Annotated in this window: 15 protein-coding genes; all 15 read left to right on the top strand. The window is 64.7% G+C overall.

Annotated features, from left to right (window positions below; translation table 11 throughout):
• The first annotated feature begins 122 nt into the window (after positions 1 to 122).
• Complete coding sequence (aspS, locus tag GAU_RS08795; protein ID WP_052574330.1) at positions 123 to 1,928, top strand: aspartate--tRNA ligase; 1,806 nt, start codon at positions 123 to 125, stop codon at positions 1,926 to 1,928.
• On the top strand, positions 1,925 to 2,905 hold the full coding sequence (locus tag GAU_RS08790; protein WP_012683203.1) for a PhoH family protein: 981 nt from the start codon (positions 1,925 to 1,927) through the stop codon (positions 2,903 to 2,905). The genes aspS and GAU_RS08790 overlap by 4 nt, the downstream gene beginning before the upstream one ends.
• Positions 2,905 to 3,408, top strand: coding sequence for an rRNA maturation RNase YbeY (gene ybeY, locus GAU_RS08785; protein ID WP_012683202.1), 504 nt, complete (start codon positions 2,905 to 2,907; stop codon positions 3,406 to 3,408). Before GAU_RS08790 ends, ybeY begins: the two co-directional genes overlap by 1 nt.
• Positions 3,405 to 4,703, top strand: a complete 1,299-nt coding sequence (locus GAU_RS20710; protein WP_012683201.1) for a hemolysin family protein — start codon at positions 3,405 to 3,407, stop codon at positions 4,701 to 4,703. The genes ybeY and GAU_RS20710 overlap by 4 nt, the downstream gene beginning before the upstream one ends.
• Positions 4,703 to 5,668, top strand: a complete 966-nt coding sequence (locus tag GAU_RS08775; protein ID WP_041265396.1) for a CBS domain-containing protein — start codon at positions 4,703 to 4,705, stop codon at positions 5,666 to 5,668. Before GAU_RS20710 ends, GAU_RS08775 begins: the two co-directional genes overlap by 1 nt.
• A complete protein-coding gene (gene meaB / locus GAU_RS08770; protein ID WP_012683199.1) occupies positions 5,643 to 6,704 on the top strand; it encodes a methylmalonyl Co-A mutase-associated GTPase MeaB in 1,062 nt (353 codons plus the stop codon). The genes GAU_RS08775 and meaB overlap by 26 nt, the downstream gene beginning before the upstream one ends.
• Before the next feature lie 4 nt (positions 6,705 to 6,708).
• Positions 6,709 to 7,512: a class I SAM-dependent methyltransferase gene (locus tag GAU_RS20705; RefSeq protein ID WP_012683198.1), complete on the top strand. Its 804-nt coding sequence runs from the start codon at positions 6,709 to 6,711 to the stop codon at positions 7,510 to 7,512.
• Positions 7,513 to 7,608: 96 nt separating this feature from the next.
• A complete protein-coding gene (locus GAU_RS08760; protein ID WP_012683197.1) occupies positions 7,609 to 8,022 on the top strand; it encodes a cobalamin B12-binding domain-containing protein in 414 nt (137 codons plus the stop codon).
• The gene (locus GAU_RS08755; protein WP_012683196.1) at positions 8,019 to 9,635 is read left to right on the top strand and encodes an acyl-CoA carboxylase subunit beta; all 1,617 of its coding nucleotides are present in this window, start codon (positions 8,019 to 8,021) and stop codon (positions 9,633 to 9,635) included. The genes GAU_RS08760 and GAU_RS08755 overlap by 4 nt, the downstream gene beginning before the upstream one ends.
• Positions 9,635 to 11,011: an acyclic terpene utilization AtuA family protein gene (locus GAU_RS08750; RefSeq protein ID WP_012683195.1), complete on the top strand. Its 1,377-nt coding sequence runs from the start codon at positions 9,635 to 9,637 to the stop codon at positions 11,009 to 11,011. The genes GAU_RS08755 and GAU_RS08750 overlap by 1 nt, the downstream gene beginning before the upstream one ends.
• 4 nt (positions 11,012 to 11,015) lie before the next feature.
• Positions 11,016 to 11,369: an AtuA-related protein gene (locus GAU_RS08745; RefSeq protein WP_012683194.1), complete on the top strand. Its 354-nt coding sequence runs from the start codon at positions 11,016 to 11,018 to the stop codon at positions 11,367 to 11,369.
• Positions 11,366 to 11,518, top strand: a complete 153-nt coding sequence (locus tag GAU_RS22215; RefSeq protein ID WP_012683193.1) for a hypothetical protein — start codon at positions 11,366 to 11,368, stop codon at positions 11,516 to 11,518. The genes GAU_RS08745 and GAU_RS22215 overlap by 4 nt, the downstream gene beginning before the upstream one ends.
• A 71-nt stretch (positions 11,519 to 11,589) precedes the next feature.
• Entirely contained in the window at positions 11,590 to 14,097 is a 2,508-nt protein-coding gene (locus GAU_RS08740; protein ID WP_012683192.1) for a U32 family peptidase, read from the top strand.
• Positions 14,098 to 14,357: 260 nt separating this feature from the next.
• Positions 14,358 to 16,154, top strand: a complete 1,797-nt coding sequence (locus GAU_RS08735; protein WP_012683191.1) for a RecQ family ATP-dependent DNA helicase — start codon at positions 14,358 to 14,360, stop codon at positions 16,152 to 16,154.
• 36 nt (positions 16,155 to 16,190) lie between these two features.
• The gene (locus tag GAU_RS08730) at positions 16,191 to 17,408 is read left to right on the top strand and encodes an acyl-CoA dehydrogenase (RefSeq protein WP_012683190.1); all 1,218 of its coding nucleotides are present in this window, start codon (positions 16,191 to 16,193) and stop codon (positions 17,406 to 17,408) included.
• Positions 17,409 to 17,833: the final 425 nt, after the last annotated feature.

Below are 17,833 nucleotides of genomic sequence, written 5' to 3'. Positions count from 1 at the left end.
CGCCTGGAGGACGGGTCAAGCGAACCACTGTGATCAAAATGCTACCCCCAGTCTCGTAACACATTTAGCTTTCGACGTTTGCATCGTTTCTTCGGTCCGCCCCCTTTGGAGTCTCACCCCTGATGTCGCTTTCGTCCGAACCGTCCGTGTTGGCCACGTCACTGCGCACCGACACCTGTGGCCTGCTCCGTCGGGCAGACGTGGGACGCACCGTGAGGCTCGGCGGGTGGGTTCATCGCAGCCGCGATCTCGGCGGGCTGGTATTCATCGACCTGCGCGACCGCACCGGTCTGGTGCAACTCGCCTTCGGCCCCGCATGGACCGCTGCCGAGGTGCAGCATGCGGCGGCGGCCATCGGTGTGGAGTCGGTCGTGCTGTGCGAGGGGGAAGTCGTCGCGCGTGAGGCCGATCGGGTGAATCCCGACATGGGCACCGGTGAAGTGGAAGTGCGTGTCACGTCCATTCGTGTCGTCGGCCCCGCCGTCACGCCCGCTCTCCCGGTGGCCCGTGGTCGCGGTGACAAGATGCCGGCGGAAGAACTGCGCCTGCGTCATCGCTATCTCGATCTGCGCCGTCCCGAGCTGCAGGACAATCTCGTGCTGCGCCATCGCCTGATGCAGGTGACGCGCCGCTTCCTGAGCGATCGGGGGTATCTCGAACTCGAGACGCCGATCCTCACCAAGCCCACGCCCGAAGGTGCACGCGACTACCTCGTGCCCAGCCGGGTGCATCCGGGCGAGTTCTATGCGTTGCCGCAGTCACCGCAGATCTACAAGCAGTTGTTCATGTGCTGCGGCTATGATCGCTACTTCCAGATCGCGCGCTGCTTCCGCGACGAAGACCTGCGTGCCGACCGTCAGCCGGAATTCACGCAGATCGATATCGAAGCCTCGTTCATCGAGCGTGAAGACATCCTCACGATGGCGCAGGGGCTGATTGGCGCGCTGTGGAAAGAAGCCGGGCATGACATCCCGGCGCAGTTCGAGCGCATGAGCTATGCCGATGCGATGGAACAGTACGGCTGTGATCGCCCCGACCTGCGTTATGGCCTCGTGCTGCGCGACTACAGCAGTGTGTTCGCCGGTCTCGATTTTGCCGTGACCAACGCGGCATTGGCCGCTGGCGCGCGTGTACGCGGTGTGGTGATTCCCGGTGGCGCGGCGTGGAGCCGCAAGCAAGTCGACGAACTCGAAGCGCTGGCCAAGGGCGCCGGTGCAGGTGGTCTGCTGCGCCTGCGTATGGCCGACGGGGCCTACGATGGCCCGCTCGCCAAGTTCCTCACCGACGATGCCAAGGCCGCGTTTGCGCTCACCGATGGTGATCTGGCACTGTTTGTCGCGGCGGCCGATCACGTCAGCAGCCCGGCGCTCGATCGTGTGCGGCAGGAATGTGCGCGTCGCCTCGAGATCGTCGATGACAAAGCGCAGCGGTTCCTGATCGTGATGGACTTCCCGATGTTCGAAAAGGATCCGGTGACCGGCGCACTCGCAGCGGTCCACCATCCGTTCACGGCGTCGCACCCGGAAGACATGCAGGCCTACCCGGACGAACCGGCCCGCTGGCGTGCGCTCGCGTACGATGTGGTGCTCAACGGTACCGAACTGGGTGGTGGCAGCATCCGCACCAGTGACCCGGCCGTGCAGTCGCGCATGTTCAGCCTGCTCGGTATCGGCAGCACGGAAGAGCAGGAACGTCGTTTTGGTTTCCTGCTCGAAGGCCTGCGCGCGGGCGCCCCACCACACGGTGGCATCGCGTTTGGCTTCGATCGCATCGCCATGCTGCTGTCGGGAGCCACCTCGTTGCGTGACGTGATTGCCTTCCCGAAGACCACGGCGGCACGTTCCCTGTTCGAAGGCGCTCCGGTGGCCGTCCCGGCGGACGATCTCCGAGAGCTGCATATCGCCGTGCGCGGCGAAGGAGTGTCATGACGGAACCACGCGGCGAGCGGACGGCCGAATCGGCCGTCATCGCTCGGGTCTCGGTCGAGGGAGCGGACCAGCAGCTCCTGGCCGGGGTCAACGATGGCAATCTCGTCGAGCTGGGACGCGCCACTGGCGTGCGGGTCGCGTTGCGCGGTGACCATCTCTCGCTGACCGGTGACGCGGAGGCCGTGGCTCGTGCCGAAGGGGTCGCGGCCGCCATGGTCACCATGGTGCGTGAAGGCAAGTCGGTGGGCGCCGACGATGTGCTGCGCCTCTCGCTCATCGAACGCCCGGCTGATGCGCCGGGCGCCACGAATGGCTCCTTGGTATTACCCGGCGCTCGGCGCGGTGTGCAGCCCAAGACGCCCGGACAGGCCGAGTATCTCGCCAAGATCGCCGAACATGACATCGTCATCGGCATCGGCCCCGCCGGCACGGGCAAGACCTACCTGGCCGTGGCCGCTGCGGTGGATGCCCTCATGCGCAAGCGTGTACGGCGCATCGTGCTGGCGCGTCCGGCCGTGGAAGCCGGTGAGAACCTGGGCTTTCTGCCGGGCGACATGCAGGCCAAGGTCGATCCGTATCTGCGCCCCCTGTACGACGCGCTCGACGACCTCATTCCGGTCGAGCGCATTCAGAAGCTCATCGAAGCGCGCACCATCGAAGTGGCGCCGCTCGCCTTCATGCGTGGCCGCACCCTCGGCGATTCGTTTGTCATTCTCGACGAAGCGCAGAATGCCACCGGCATGCAGATGAAGATGTTCCTCACGCGTCTGGGCGTGAACTCGAAGATCGTCATCACGGGTGACAAGACGCAGGTCGACCTGCCGCGTCGCGAAGACTCCGGATTGATGCAGATCGAGCGCATCCTGCATGGCATCGACGGCATCTCGTTCCACTACTTCACAGAAGCCGACGTCGTCCGTCATCGTCTCGTGCGCGACATCATCCGCGCGTACAACGAAGACGCGGCGGGGGGCTGATGACACCAGCTCGTACCGTGCGTACCGTGCGCCCGTCCGTGCCCAAAACGGATCCGCGTGCCGTCGCTGTGGAATGTGATGGTGTACGCATCCCCGTGGCTGCGGCACGTCTGGCCGAGCTGTCGCGTCAGGTGTTGCGTGCCGGCAAGGTCGCGCGCGCGATGTTGTCCATCACGTTTGTCACCTCACGCGCGATGGCCACGCTCAATCGGCAGCACCTCGGACACACCGGGCCGACGGATGTCATCACCTTTGCCTTGGGCAATGCACCCGATGGCACCGTGATCGGCGACATCTACATCTGCCCCGATGTCGCACGACGGCAGGCCCGCGAGCATGGTGTGGGTATTCGTGAAGAGCTGGCCCGCCTGGTGGTGCACGGCACGTTGCACGCCTCGGGCTGGGAGCACCCGGAAGACGACTCACGTACGACGTCGCCGATGTGGCGACGCCAGGAGCAGCTCATCGAGCGCTTCTGGATGCCTCCGTCCCCGCGTATATGAGTATCGTGGCGTGGGGATTGGCAGGAGCGGGCGCTGCGCTGGCAGCACTCGCCGCAATTGCAGACGGAGCCTTGCTCTCTGACCTGCCGCTCCCAGCGCACCTGAGTGACCGTCCTGATGGGACGGACGCGCCGTCGTCCACCGCACCGAACGGCGCCCGCAGTGTCGCCATGCGCGAGCGCACACACCGTGCCCTCGCCTTTGCCCGGGTCATCGGCCACCTCGCGGCCGGCAGCGGCATCGCCGTGGCACTCGATCTGATCGAACAGCCGACGCTGGGCACGGCGCTGTCTGTCGTACTGCTCGGACTGACCACCGTATTGCTGGCGGAGAGTATTGCGCGCGTGGTGGGCGACGGGCTCGGCGCCAGCGGATCGATGCGTCTCGTCAGTGTCGGCCGGATCATCGAAGCGGTGCTGCGACCGGTCATGCTGCTGGGTGATTGGCTGGATGGACTGTTTGCCGAGATCGTGCCTGAAGTGGATGCCACGCACGAACGGCGCGAAGAAGCGGCCGCACAATTCCGCGATGTGGTGACGACCGAAGCCGATGTATCCCGCGATGAGCGTGAGCTGTTGCTCGGCGTGTTCGATTTCGGTGAGACCACGGCCGAAGAAGTTATGGTCCCGCGCGTGGATATCACGGGGGTGGAACGCGAAACGCCGTGGTCCGAAATGCTCGACCGGATTCGCAGCGCCGAGCACTCGCGTATCCCGGTGTACGAAGGATCGATCGACGAGATTGTTGGCATTCTGTACGTCAAGGATGTGCTGCCAGCCGTATTGGCCGATGAGGAGCCGGCAGAGGGCTGGACTTCGGTGATGCGATCACCGGTGTTCATTCCGACATCGAAGCGCATCGCCGACCTGCTGCGGGAGTTTCGCCAGGCCCGACGGCACATCGCCATCGTCGCCGACGAATACGGCGGCACGGCCGGACTGGTGACCATCGAAGATGTGCTCGAGGAACTGGTCGGCGAGATCGGTGATGAGTACGACGATGAAGAACGCCTCGTCGAAAGTGAAGAAGGGACGCGGTATTGGGTGTCCGGCCGACTCACGCTGGATGATCTGTCCAAGGCGCTCAGTCATGATTTCACCCGCGACGATGTATCGACCGTTGGTGGTCTCGTGCTGGAGTTGCTGGGCCGTGTGCCCAAAGCGGGAGAATCGCTGACGATTGGGCCGTTCCGGGCGATCGTCGAGCGGGTGGTGCGCCGCAAGATCGAGCGCGTCTTTCTCGAACGTGTGCCGGACACCACCGACGATGCGCTGTCCGCATCGGAGGCGCACTGATGATCGTGGCGCTCATCTTTCTGGCGGTCGGCGTGATGGCCGTGCTCACGGTTGGCGCGACCGCCGTACGTACGGTCAGCCGGTTGTGGCTCCGGCACTGGATCGAACATCGTGCGGGTGGCGCCGGTGCCATGGCGCGTTATCTCGAACGCCCCACTCGTCTGGTGCACGCGGCGGGCACCGCTGGCATGCTGGTGGTGTTCACCACCGGCGCCCTGATTGCGATGGCCGACGGCTTGCGCGCGTGGAAGTTCGTGGCGGACGTGACGCTGTTCCTCGTGCTGCTGCTGGTCTTCGGTCAGTTGCTGCCACGTGCCGCCGGCAGAAGGTGGGCGCCCACCCTCGTGCCCGTGATGGTGCCCGTGCTGCGTGTGGTCGATCTCGCCCTCGCGCCTTTCCATGCGATCGCGTATGCCGTGCGCCGGTTGGTTTCTCCGGCACGCGACGCGGCGGATGGCGACGAGACCCGCGACGGACTGGAAGAGTTGTTGCGCGAAGGGGCCTTCGACGACATGAGCACCACCGAGGAGATGGCCATCATTTCCGGTGTGATGCAGTTCGGCGACAAGACAGTGCGTGATGTGATGCGCCCATTGACGGAGCTCTTCGCCATTCCGGACGGTCTGCCGGCCGATGAACTGGCCCGTCGGGTTTCACAATCCGGGTACAGCCGTGTGCCGGTGTATCGCGAGCAGCCGGATCAGATCATCGGCATGGTGCACGTGATGGATATCTTCAAGCGTCGCGGTGAGTCGTTGCCGCCGATGCTGCCGGTGACCCGCACTGTCGCGGATCGCCCGGCCAACGAACTGCTTTTCGAACTGCTGCGGGCCCGTCGTCAGCTCGCCGTGGTGCAGGAGGGCAATGCCGAGGGTGCGCGCACCATTGGCATGGTCACCCTCGAGGACTTGCTCGAGGAGCTGGTGGGAGACATTCGGGATGAACATGACGACAGCGCCGACTGAGTCGGCCCTCGCACGTTTGCTGGAGCAGTTTCGCGCAGGCAAGCCGGCCGCCCTCGCGCGAGCCGTCAGCATCGTCGAGAATCACCGGCCGGGATTCGAGCAGATCCTGGCCGCACAGCACGCGCTGGTCGGGCGTGCCCGTCGCATTGGCATCACCGGACCACCGGGCGCCGGGAAGAGCACCATCACCACGCGGCTCACCCGCGCCTACCGCGAGCGCGGACTGCGCGTGGGCATCGTAGCGGTCGATCCCACGTCACCCTTCACCGGTGGCGCGCTGCTCGGTGACCGCATCCGCATGGAAGAGGTGGCGCTCGACGAAGGTGTGTTCATTCGCTCCATGGCGACACGCGGTTCGCTGGGTGGCCTGGCCACGGCCACGCGCGAAGTGTGCGATGTGTTCGACGGATTTGGCATGGATGTCATCCTGCTCGAAACCGTCGGGGTGGGGCAGAGCGAACTCGATGTCGCGCGTGCGGCCGATTCCACGCTCGTCGTGCTGGTGCCGGAGTCCGGTGATTCCATTCAGACCCTCAAGGCGGGTGTGATGGAGATTGCCGACGTGTTCACGGTGAACAAGGCCGACCGCCCGGGCGCCGATCGCCTACGTCACGACATCGAGCTCATGCTCGGCTTGCGGGCTGGTCATGCGCGTCCCGTGAAGGCGTCTGCTCTGGCGAGCGACAGCGACACATGGACGCCGCCAGTGCTCAGTACCATCGCGGCGCAGAATCAGGGGATCGATGACATCGTCACGGCCCTCGATCGCCACGCACAGTATCTCGAAGCCAGTGGCGAGTTGCGCCTGCGACGACGCCTGCGTTTGCGCGAACGCGTGATGGAAGTCGTCGAGCAGCAGATCCGCCAAAGACTCTGGCATGACGCGACCACGTTGCAGTGGATCGATGCACAGCTCGATGGTCTCGAAGATGGTTCGCTGGTGCCCTTTGCCGTGGCCGACACGCTGCGTGCGCAGAGCGCGTCACTGCTCACGCAGCCCAGTTTCACTCCACTGACTTCCTCACAGGACCAGTGATCCCATGACGCGCCCCCGAAAGATCGCCGCTTCCCCCAAGGCTGCCGGAAAAGCGAAACCAGGCGGAGCGTGGTGGCAGACGCACTTCGATGCCCAGTACCTGCACGAATACGAGCCGCTGTTCGACCTCGTCCAGGATCGCCGCGAAGTGGCGCGATTGATGGAGGTGCTCGCCCTGCCGTCCGGTGCGCGTATCCTCGACTGTCCCTGCGGGCAGGGGCGACATGCGCATCTGCTGGCCGAGGCGGGGTTCGATGTGGATGGTCTCGACTATTCCGAACCCCTGCTCGAAGTCGCACGGAAGCGGGGGACCGGCCGTACGCTGCGCTACACACAGGGTGACATGCGCAAGCTGCCTGCGCGGTGGACCGAACGGTTCGATGCCGTGGTCAACCTGTTCACCTCGTTCGGCTTTTTTGACACACCGCAGGACGACCTGCGCGTACTCGAGCAGTTTGCCCGGGTGCTCAAGCCCGGTGGCGTGCTGATCTGGCACGGCGGAGCTCGTGATGGCGTGATGGCCAAATTCCTCACGCGAGATTGGTGGAGCACCGCCGACGGCACGATGTTCGGGCAGGAACGCAGCTTCGATCCGCTGTCTGGCTTCCTCGAGATCACCTCGACGTGGCGTGGGCCGAGTGGTGAGGGAGAGCGGACGCACCGTATCAGGCTGTACACCGCCTCCGAACTGGCGGGCCGGATGCGCGACGTAGGTCTCGTCGTGGAACAGGCCTTCGACAGTTGGGCCGACCGCCCCCTCAGCCGCACTTCGAGCGAAATGCTGCTGGTGGCGCGTAAGGAAGGTTGAGTAAGTTGGAAGGCTGTCCCCGGGTTGCCGGGGTGCGGCCTTCGTTCGACCGGAGCAAAAAATTCCGTCTCCGGGTCCCACCCTGCAAGCCAACCGATGACTCGACCGATCCGTGTGCTGGTGGCCAAGCCAGGCCTCGATGGACATGATCGCGGCGCCAAGGTGGTCGCCGCGGCACTCCGCGATGCCGGCATGGAAGTGATTTACACCGGCCTGCACCAGACTCCCGAGATGATCGCCACGGCCGCTGTCCAGGAAGACGTGGACGTCGTGGGTTTGTCGATCCTTTCCGGCGCCCACATGACGCTGTTCCCGCGTGTGCGTGCCTTGCTCCTTGAAGCAGGGCGTGAGGACATCCTCCTCACCGGTGGTGGCATTATTCCCAAAGAGGACATGGACGCGCTCAACGCACAGGGTATTGCACGCCTGTTTGGCCCCGGTACCAGCACGCAGGACCTCGTGGACTACATCCGCACCTGGTTTGCGGCCCGCGAGCAGCAGATCTCGTGAGCGGCCGTTTGCGCCGGCTCGCCGATGAACTCCGCGCGCTGGAAGCCCAGCTCCGCCAAGGCGGTGGGCCCGACAAGATCGAAAAGCAGCACAAGCAGGGAAAGCTCACGGCGCGTGAACGCGTCGAACAGCTCGCCGATCCCGGCACCCCGTTTCTCGAAATCGGTCTGCTGATCGCCCACGACCGGTACGACGGCCAGGCGCCCGGCGCCGGCGTGATCACCGGCATTGCGATCGTGGATGGACGCGAAGTGGTCGTCGTCGCCAACGATGCCACGGTGAAAGCCGGCTCGTGGTGGCCCGAAACGATCACCAAGATCCTGCGGGCGCAGGAAGTGGCCATGCGCTGCCGCATCCCGATCATCTACCTCGTCGACTCGGCCGGTGTGAACCTCCCCTATCAGGGTGGTGTGTTCCCCGGACAATACGGCGCGGCGCGCATCTTCTACTACAACTCGATCATGCGTCGCTACCTGCGGATTCCGCAGCTCGCGGCCGTGATGGGGCAGTGTGTGGCGGGCGGTGCCTATCTCCCCGCGCTCAGTGACGTGATCCTGATGGTGAAGGGCACGTCGTTCATGGGCCTGGGTGGTCCGAATCTCGTGAAGGGCGCCACGGGCCAGTCCATCGACGGCGAGACGCTGGGTGGTGCGCTCACGCACACCGAAGTGAGCGGCGTCGCGCACTATGCGCTCGACGATGATGCGTCGTGCCTGGTCAAGTTGCGTGAACTCGTGGCGCGCCTGCCGCGTCCGAACACGCCGCCGCAGGCCGCATGGCGTCCACCCGCCGAGCCGCCCTCCACGCTGTATGACCTGCTGCCGGCCGATCATCGCATGCAGTACGACATGCATGCGCTGCTGCGCGCCGTGCTCGATGAAGGCAAGCTGGATGAATTCCAGGGCAACCTCGCCAAGGAAATGATCTGCGGTGATGCGCGTATCGAAGGCATCCCCGTGGGCATCATCGCCAACCAGCGCGGACTGATCAAAGGCCGTCCGGGTGAGAAGCCGCGTTTCGGTGGCATCATCTACGCGGAAAGCGCGGAGAAGGTCGCCTACTTCATCGAGCGCTGCGACAAGCAGGGCATCCCGATCATCTTCGTGCAGGACGTGTCCGGCTTCATGGTCGGGCCCGAAGCGGAACATGAAGGCATCATCCGCGCCGGCGCGCATTTTGTCGAAGCGATGGCGTGTGCCCGCGTCCCCAAGATCGTGCTCACCGTGAACCACGCGAGTGGCGCAGGCTACTACGCGATGGCCGGCCAGGGCTTCGATCCCGATTTCATCCTTTCCTGGCCCACCGGACGCATGGCGGTCATGGAAGGAGAAGCCGCCGTGCAGGCTGTGCACGGACCGGCGCTCGATGCCGCCAAGAAGGCCGGCACGCCGCCATCTCCTGAAGTGCTCGAAGCTGCTGCCAGCATGCGGGCGGACTACGAGACGCAGCTCGATGCTCGCTATGCCGCCGCGCGCGGCTTTGTCGACACCATCGTGTATCCCGAAGACACTCGCAGCATGCTGGCGCTTGCCCTGCGCTCGGCGTTGCAGAACCCTGGACCGCATCTCGGCGCTTTCGTGCTGCCGCCGATGCCAACATTCGGAGCGCAGTGATGTCGCAGGAATCGAAGGGCCGCGTGGTTCGCGTGGCCAGCGGACAAGGCTTCTGGGGCGACTGGCTCGAAGCCCCGCGCCGTCAGGTGGAAGGCGGACAGGTCGACTACCTCATGCTCGACTATCTCGCCGAAGTCACGATGTCCATCGTGCAGAAGCAGAAGGAACGCGATCCCCGCATGGGCTACGCGCGTGACTTCGTGGGCGCGATGGAGAGTGTGTTCCCGGCTGTGGCCGAGCGTGGCGTGAAGGTCATCGCCAACGCCGGTGGTGTGAACCCCAACGCCTGCGCAGAGGCTGTGCTCGAAGCGGCCAGCAAGCATGGCGTGCGTGGCAAGATTCGCATCGGCGTCGTGACGGGCGACGATGTGCTCGATCGTCTCGACGAGCTCATGGCTGCCGGCCACGAACTGCGCAACATGGACACCGACGAGCCGCTCTCGACGATTCGCGATCGTGTGCTCTCGGCCAACGCCTACATCGGCTCGACGCCCATCGTCGAAGCGCTGCAGCGTGGCGCGAATGTGGTCGTGACTGGCCGCAGCACCGACACCGCCTTGACCATGGCGCCCCTGCGTCATGAGTTCGGCTGGGCGGCCGATGACTGGGACAAGCTCGCGTCCGGTATCGTGGCAGGACACATCCTCGAGTGTGGTGCGCAGAGCTCGGGCGGCAACTGCCTGTACGACTGGCGCAACATCCCCGACCTCGCGAACGTCGGCTATCCGATTGCGGAAGCCAACGCCGATGGTTCGTTCGTGATCACCAAGCATCCCGGTACGGGCGGCCGTGTGAACGTGCCCAGCGTGACCGAGCAGCTCGTGTACGAAATGGGCGATCCGAATTCGTACATCACGCCCGACGTGGTGGCCGACTTCACCAGCATTCGCCTGCAGGCCGACGGTGAGAACCGCGTGCGCGTGCACGGCATCACCGGCGGCGCGCCGACCCCGTTCCTCAAGGTGTCCATCGCCTACCGCTCGGGCTACAAGGCCGTGGGCACGCTGGTGTACGGCTGGCCGGACGCCATGGAGAAGGCCGAGCTGGCCGACCGGGTGCTGCGTGAGCGTCTCGATCGCCTGGGCCTCAAGTTCGACCAGGTGCTGAGCGAGTTCGTGGGTGCCACATCCACGCACGGTTCACTGGCCGGCGATGGCCGCAGTGCACCGGAAGTGCAGTATCGCATCGGTGTGCGTGGTGGCGACAAGGCGGCGGTGGAGCGCTTTGCGCGCGAGATCGTGCCGCTGGTGTTGAACGGCCCGCCGAGTGTCACCGGCTTCGCTGGTGGTCGCCCCAAGGTTGAAGAGATCGTGGCCTACTGGCCCGCGCTGCTCGACAAGCGCGCCGTGTCCACCTCCGTTGCCATCGTGGAGTAATCGCATGAAAGTCCGACTTCTCGATATTGCCCATGCCCGCAGCGGCGACAAGGGCGACACGGCCAACGTGGGTGTCATCGCGCTCAAGCCCGAGTGGTATGCGGTGCTCGACAAGTACGTCACGAAGGCCGCGGTGGCCAAGCATTTCACGGGCCATATCACCGGCGACGTGGTGCGCTTCGAGCTGCCCAATCTGTTGGCGCTGAATTTCCTGCTGCATGGCGCGCTCGATGGCGGTGGCACGCTGTCACTCAAGACCGACGCGCAGGGCAAGGTGTTTTCCACGGCCTTGCTGCGCCTGGTCATCGAAGTGCCGGACGCCGAAGCCAAGGCGGCGGGCCTGCCGGCATTCGCGTGATCATACGCCTCCGCGTTGCCCTGATCGCGTTTGGCGTCATCGCCTTCACGGTCGCCCAGCGCACCAGCCTCGAGTGGGTGCGTTGGATCGGCATCGCGTTGGTGGCCAGCGCCTTGTTGTTGCGGTTCTACAAGCCTCGGCAGCCGTAGTTCGGGCGTCCAGGTGAGGAGCAAGCGGGTCCCGGTCCAATCATGGGCTGGGACCCGCTAGATTATCAGGGATGTCCCGTCGTCACGTTCCCGAACTACTCGCCCCCGCCGGCACGCTCGATGCCGTACGCGCCGCTGTCGCCAATGGGGCGAACGCCGTGTATCTCGGGGCGTCCATGTACAATGCGCGTGATGAAGGCGCCCAGCTCTCGCTCGATGAGCTCGGACAGGCCTGCGCCATTGCCCATGCCCGGGGCGTGCGGGTCTACCTCACGTTCAATGTGCTCATCAAGCCGCACGAGCTGAACGAAGCGCTGGTGTATCTCGGCGAGTGCATCGACCGCGGTATCGACGCCGCGATCGTGCAGGACTTGGGCGTGGTTCGCCTCATCCAGCAGGTGTACCCCCAGCTCGAGGTGCACGGCAGCACACAAATGACCGTGCACGATGCCGGTGGCGCGCTGGTCATGCAGGAATTGGGTATCGAACGTGTCGTGCTGGCGCGTGAAAACACGCTCGAGGACATCCGCCTCATTCGCGAAGCGGTGCCCGATCTCGGACTCGAAACGTTCGTGCACGGCGCGCTCTGCATCTCGTATTCCGGACAGTGTTTCATGTCCGGCATGATCAGCGAGCGCTCGGCCAATCGTGGATCGTGCGCGCAGTCATGCCGCAAAGACTACACGCTCAACGACGACAGCACCGGTGCGACGCTCGATCAGGGGTACCTGATCAGCACCAAGGATCTGGCCGCACACGATCACCTGGAAGAGATCGCCAAGCTCGGCGTCGGCTGCCTCAAGGTGGAAGGGCGCAAGAAGAAGCCCGAGTACGTTGCGACGGTGACGAAGGCCTATCGCGGCTGGCTCGACGGCATCGCGCGTGGTGAAGAAGGACGTGCGCCGACGATCGACGAAGTGGAACCGCTGGTGCAGATCTTCAGCCGCGGCAACACGGGTGGCATGTACGGTGGTCGGCAGGGTCGCGAGTACATCACCCGCACGCAGCCGGACAATCGTGGGCTGACACTGGGCACGGTGGTGGGGCAGGAGGGCGACGATCTCATTGTTGAAGTATCGCGTCCACTGACGGTGGGGGATGGTCTGGGCTTCGAATCACCCGATCCATCGTCGTCGGCCAACATCGGTGGCACGGTGCAAAGTGTGCGCGCGATGGGCACGCGTGATGGATTGCATCGACAGGTGGTGTCGGTGCGCAGCGGATTGCGCACCACGCGCGTGGCAAGCGGTTGGCGTGTCGTACGCACCAGTGATGCCAAGTTGCTGAGTGAGGCGCAGGCCTCGTATGCCAATGTGCCGATGCCGGAGCGCGTGGGGGCGATCCGCGTGGACGTGCGCTGCTTCGGTCATGCTGGTGGACCACTCAAGACGATCTGGCGTGCCGGAGAACTCGAGTCGTCGGTGCGTGGTGAAGTCACGCTCGCACCAGCCAGCAAGCGGTCCCTCGACATGACGCAGTTGCGTGAGCAACTGGGTCGACTCGGCGGCACCGCCTTCAAGCTTGGCAGCATAGACACGTCGGGACTCGGTGATGGCCTCTTCCTTCCGGTCAGCGAACTCAATCGCATTCGGCAGGACGCGGTCGAGCAACTCGAAGAGCAGTTGGGATGGGCACGCAGCAGCGACGAGGCGGTGCGTGTCGCGCACATCGCCGATGCGGTGACCGCCGTGCCGGTGAGCGGCCAGGCGAGGTCGGAGAGCGCAGCGCCCGCATTGCGCGTGATTGTGTACGATCTCGAGTCGGCGCGTGAAGCGGCCGCCGGTGGTGCCACCGAAGTCGTGTTCGATCCGTTTCTCCGTCACCCGGCACCGCCGCGCAGCCGCGTGATCACGCTACGCGACGAACTGACCGCGCAGGGTGTGGGGCTGCGCCTGCGCACGCCCACCATCGTGCGCCCCGAAGAGCGCAAGGCGATCGCGCCATGGTTGGCGCTGGGATTGCCACTGCTCAGCGGCCACCTCGGACTCATTCGTGAGTTCGGCGGCGATCGGGACGTGATCGCGGACTATGCCACCAACGTGTTCAACCAGCACACGGCCGCCATGATGTTCGAAGTGGGTGCGTCGCAACTGGTGGCATCCATCGAGCTCACAGTAGAGGAACTGCAGGCCCTCACGGCACCGTGGGGCGGGGCAGGCTTCGACGTGCTGGTGTACGGACGCCCGGAAGGCATGACCATCGAACACTGCGTGTTGAGCGCCGCCTTCGATCGCGAGGCCACGACGTGTCGTGATCTCTGCGTGCAAAAACACACGCAGGTGTCACTCACCGATCCGGCTGGATACACCTTCGGTGTGGCGACCGACAGCGCGTGTCGCAACCGGCTGCTGCATTCGCGTCCCATCGATGCGTCCGAGTATTTGCCGGCGCTGTGGGCGCAGGGTATCCGTGGCTATCAGATGGTGTTCAATGTGGCTGGGGATCCGGTGCAGCAGTTGGTGCGCAGCTACCGTGACATCCTCGACGCGCTGGCACAGGGTGCGCCAACCCCTGCCAGTGCATCACGCGTGCTGCTCGATGGTGCCTTTACCCGGGGTCACTTCGCACGCGCCGTGTAACGGGAACTGCTTTGCCACGGATTGCGCGGAAACCACACGGAAACGACACGGGTACTGCAACAGCAAATCAAAGAAATGAAAAACTGAAGACAATGCACGGCTGGAGAAGCACCAATCAACAAAGGCTTTTGTATCCGTGTCGTTTCCGTGTGGTTTCCGCGTAATCCGTGGCAAGGTTGTTCGGACCTTGTCGCACCGAAACGATCACGCGCGCAATGAAATGATGCCACATCGCCGCAGGAGTGGCCCTACGATGTGGCATGTCGACCGCCCCCACCCCCCGCGGGCACTTTGGAACGCTCGAACAGGCACGCGCCACGCTGCTGCGGTACTTCGGCTATCCCGATTTCCGGCCGCCGCAGATTCGCGCCGTGGAAGCGGTGCTATCTGGCCGTGATGCCCTGATTGTTCTTCCCACCGGCGGTGGCAAGTCGCTGTGTTTTCAGGTGCCCGCCTTGGTGCGGGATGGGCTGACGATCGTGATCTCACCGTTGATCAGCCTCATGAAGGATCAGGTGGAGACGCTCGCGCGGCGTGGTATCGAGGCTGCGTACATCAACAGCACGCTCTCGGTCAGCGAAGTGGCCGATCGTATGGCACGAGCCCGCGATGGCTCCTTGCGGTTGTTGTATCTCGCGCCGGAACGCATGGAAGCCGGACGCATGCTGCAACAACTGCGCACGATCGGCGTGGTGCTGCTGACCGTCGACGAGGCCCATTGCATCAGTGAATGGGGGCATGACTTCCGGCCCAGCTACCGACGCATCGGATACATTCGCGAGCAGCTCGGTTCACCACAGACCGTGGCGCTCACGGCCACCGCGACTCCTGAGGTACGCCGCGACATCGCACGCCAGTTGCTGCTGCGCCAGCCCGAGGTGGTGGTGGGTGGCTTCGACCGCACCAATCTCACCTACCATGTCGTGCCCACGCGCACGCAACGCGACAAGGATCTGACCGCCATCGAGTGGCTGCGGGACGCGCCAGGTGCAGCCGTGGTGTATACGCCCACCCGAAAAGCGGTGGAGCGGGTGACGGCCGTGCTCCTGCGGGGTCGCATCAAGGCCACGGCCTATCATGGAGGCCTCGATGATCGACAACGCCAGCGCGCCCAGGATGCTTTCATGGAGGAGCGTTCGCGCGTCATCGTCGCCACGAGCGCCTTCGGCATGGGCATCGACAAACCCGATGTGCGGCTCGTGGTGCATCACTCCATGCCCGGCACACTGGAGTCGTACTACCAGGAAGCCGGTCGGGCCGGCCGCGACGGCCAGGCCAGCACCTGCGTGCTGCTGCACAGCTATCCCGATCGGTTCACGCACGAGTATTTCATCAACAGCACACACGCCGAGCGCCCGGTCGTGGAGTTGGTCTGGCGTGCCCTACGGGACCAGGCCGACCACGAGGGATTTGTCTCGCTCACGCCCGAAGCCCTGGCTGCCTGCTTGCCCAGCAAGATCGGCGAACGCAAGACGGGCCCCGCGTTGCGAGCGCTGCTCCGCGCCGGCGCCTGTGCGGAGGAACTGCCCTCGTTGCATCAGGTGTGGGTCCGTCTCATCGCCTCACCCGGCCGTATCACGCGGGAGCTCACCGGAGCACGCGCCACCGACCGCGACGTCTTGCGCGCCCTGTGGCGTGTGGCCGGCGCCGCTCTGGAGACGGGCGCGGCGGTTGATCTGCAGGGCCTTCCCCAGAGATTCGGTGGGACGATGGGACTCGTCCCCATCCTCGAACGACTGGAAGCACAGCAGTTCCTCACCTGGACACGTAGAGGGGGTGGATTTCGACTGGACCCACGTAGTCGGGACGCGTCGTGGCTTCCGGTTGACTGGAACGCTATCGCGCGTCGTCGGCAAGCGGATTTGGACCGGCTCGAAGCCGTGCAACGCTATGCGCAGACGCGGCAGTGCCGCCGAGCGTTTGTGCTGCGCTATTTTGGAGATCCCGGGGTGCGATCGCAGTGTGATGCATGTGATCGCTGTCTCGGGCTCACCGCCTCTCCGGCAACGGCAGAAGACCTTCCGTCGACCCGTTCGCGGTCCCGTCGTTCGGCGTGACCGTTTCCGACCTCCGCTCCCTCCCGCCGTCCAGCAATGCACGACAGTCTGTACTTCTCCGAGCAGCACCTTGCTGTTCGTGACATGGTGCGCGCGTTTGCGCGCGATCACGTCGCGCCTGTTGCCGCGGCGCATGACGAAGCTTCGACGTTCCCGTGGGAGAACGTGAAGCAGATGGGCGAACTGGGGCTGTTGGGTGTGCCCTGGTCCGAAGAGGTCGGCGGTGCCGGCTTCGACACGCTCAGCTTCATGATTTCCATCGAAGAGCTCGCGAAGGTGTGTGCCTCGCACTCCATCACGATCAGTGCGCACACCACGCTGGGCACCTCGCCGATCGTCAAGTTTGGCACGCCGGAGCAGATCCAGCGCTACGTGCCGCTGCTGGCCAGTGGCAAGGTGTTGGGCGGCTTCGGGCTGACCGAAGAAGCGGCCGGCAGCGACGCCGGTGGCACGCGCACGACGGCCGTGAAGCAGGGCGACCGCTACATCCTGAACGGCAGCAAGCGCTTCATCACCCATGCCGGCGTCGGGGAGATCTTTGTGGTCACCGCGGTGACCGACCCGTCCAAGGGCACGAAGGGCATTTCGTCCTTCATCCTGACCAAGGACTCGGTGGACCTCGAAGCCTGCCGCGTGCATGGCGTCGGTCACGATGACTCGCTCGTGAACATGAAGGGTTTCACGGCCGGCAAGAAAGAAGACAAGATGGGCTGGCGGGCCTCCGATACGCGTGAACTCCTGTTCGACAACGTGGAAGTTCCGGCGGAGAATCTCCTTGGTACGGAAGGACTTGGCTTCACGAACTTCATGAAGACTCTCGATGCCGGCCGCATCGGCATTGCCGCGCTGTCGATCGGCATCGCGCAGGGCGCGCTCGAGGAGTCCCTCAAGTACGCCAGCGTGCGCAAGCAGTTCGGCTCGCCGATTTCGTCCTTCCAGGGCATTCAGTTCCAGCTCTCCGACATGGCCACGGAGATCGAAGCCGGTCGCCATCTGATGTACCACGCGGCCTGGCTGTCGCAGAACGGGCACCCGTTCAGCAAGGAAGCCGCGATGGCCAAGCTCTTCTGTTCGGAAGTGGCGATGAAGGCGACCATCAAGGCCATTCAGGTGCACGGCGGCTACGGCTACACCAAGGACTACCCCGTGGAGCGCTACATGCGCGACGCCAAGATCTGTGAGATCGGGGAAGGCACGAGCGAGATCCAGCGCATGGTGATCGCACGCCACCTGCTCAAGGACCTGATGGCCTGAGTGACCACGGCGTGACGGCGGCGTGACGGCCGGCGGGCCCGCCCGGATCTACGTGTCGTCCGATCGTGCAAGACGGGTTCTGCAATGCGACGTCGTGCAACATTCGTTGCCTGACGTGCATTGCGGGACCCGTTCGGCCATGTGTACTCTTTAGATGAGGTTTTCGTAGCCGTTGCTTCTGGCGCCGGTGGTCCGTGCGACTCGCGGACTGTTTGCGTTGGTGGTGTGGGCCGGCCGGGGCCAGCGTGCCGCCGCCCGACCCAGCCACACGTTCCGCCGTATGACACGCCGTAGGGGCCGCGCTTTCGCGCGCTCGTACGCGCGTCGATCGCGGGTGACCGTGAGAACTTCGGGGTGCGCGCCTCCTGCCGCTGCAGCGTTCTGACAGCGCGGGATGGCCAGCGGCCCCGACACGGATCGCCCGA

Origin of the sequence: Gemmatimonas aurantiaca T-27 (assembly GCF_000010305.1) — a bacterium.
GTDB lineage: Bacteria > Gemmatimonadota > Gemmatimonadetes > Gemmatimonadales > Gemmatimonadaceae > Gemmatimonas > Gemmatimonas aurantiaca.
Note: the sequence above shows the minus strand (reverse complement) of the source record. Positions and strands in the feature narration are given on the sequence as shown.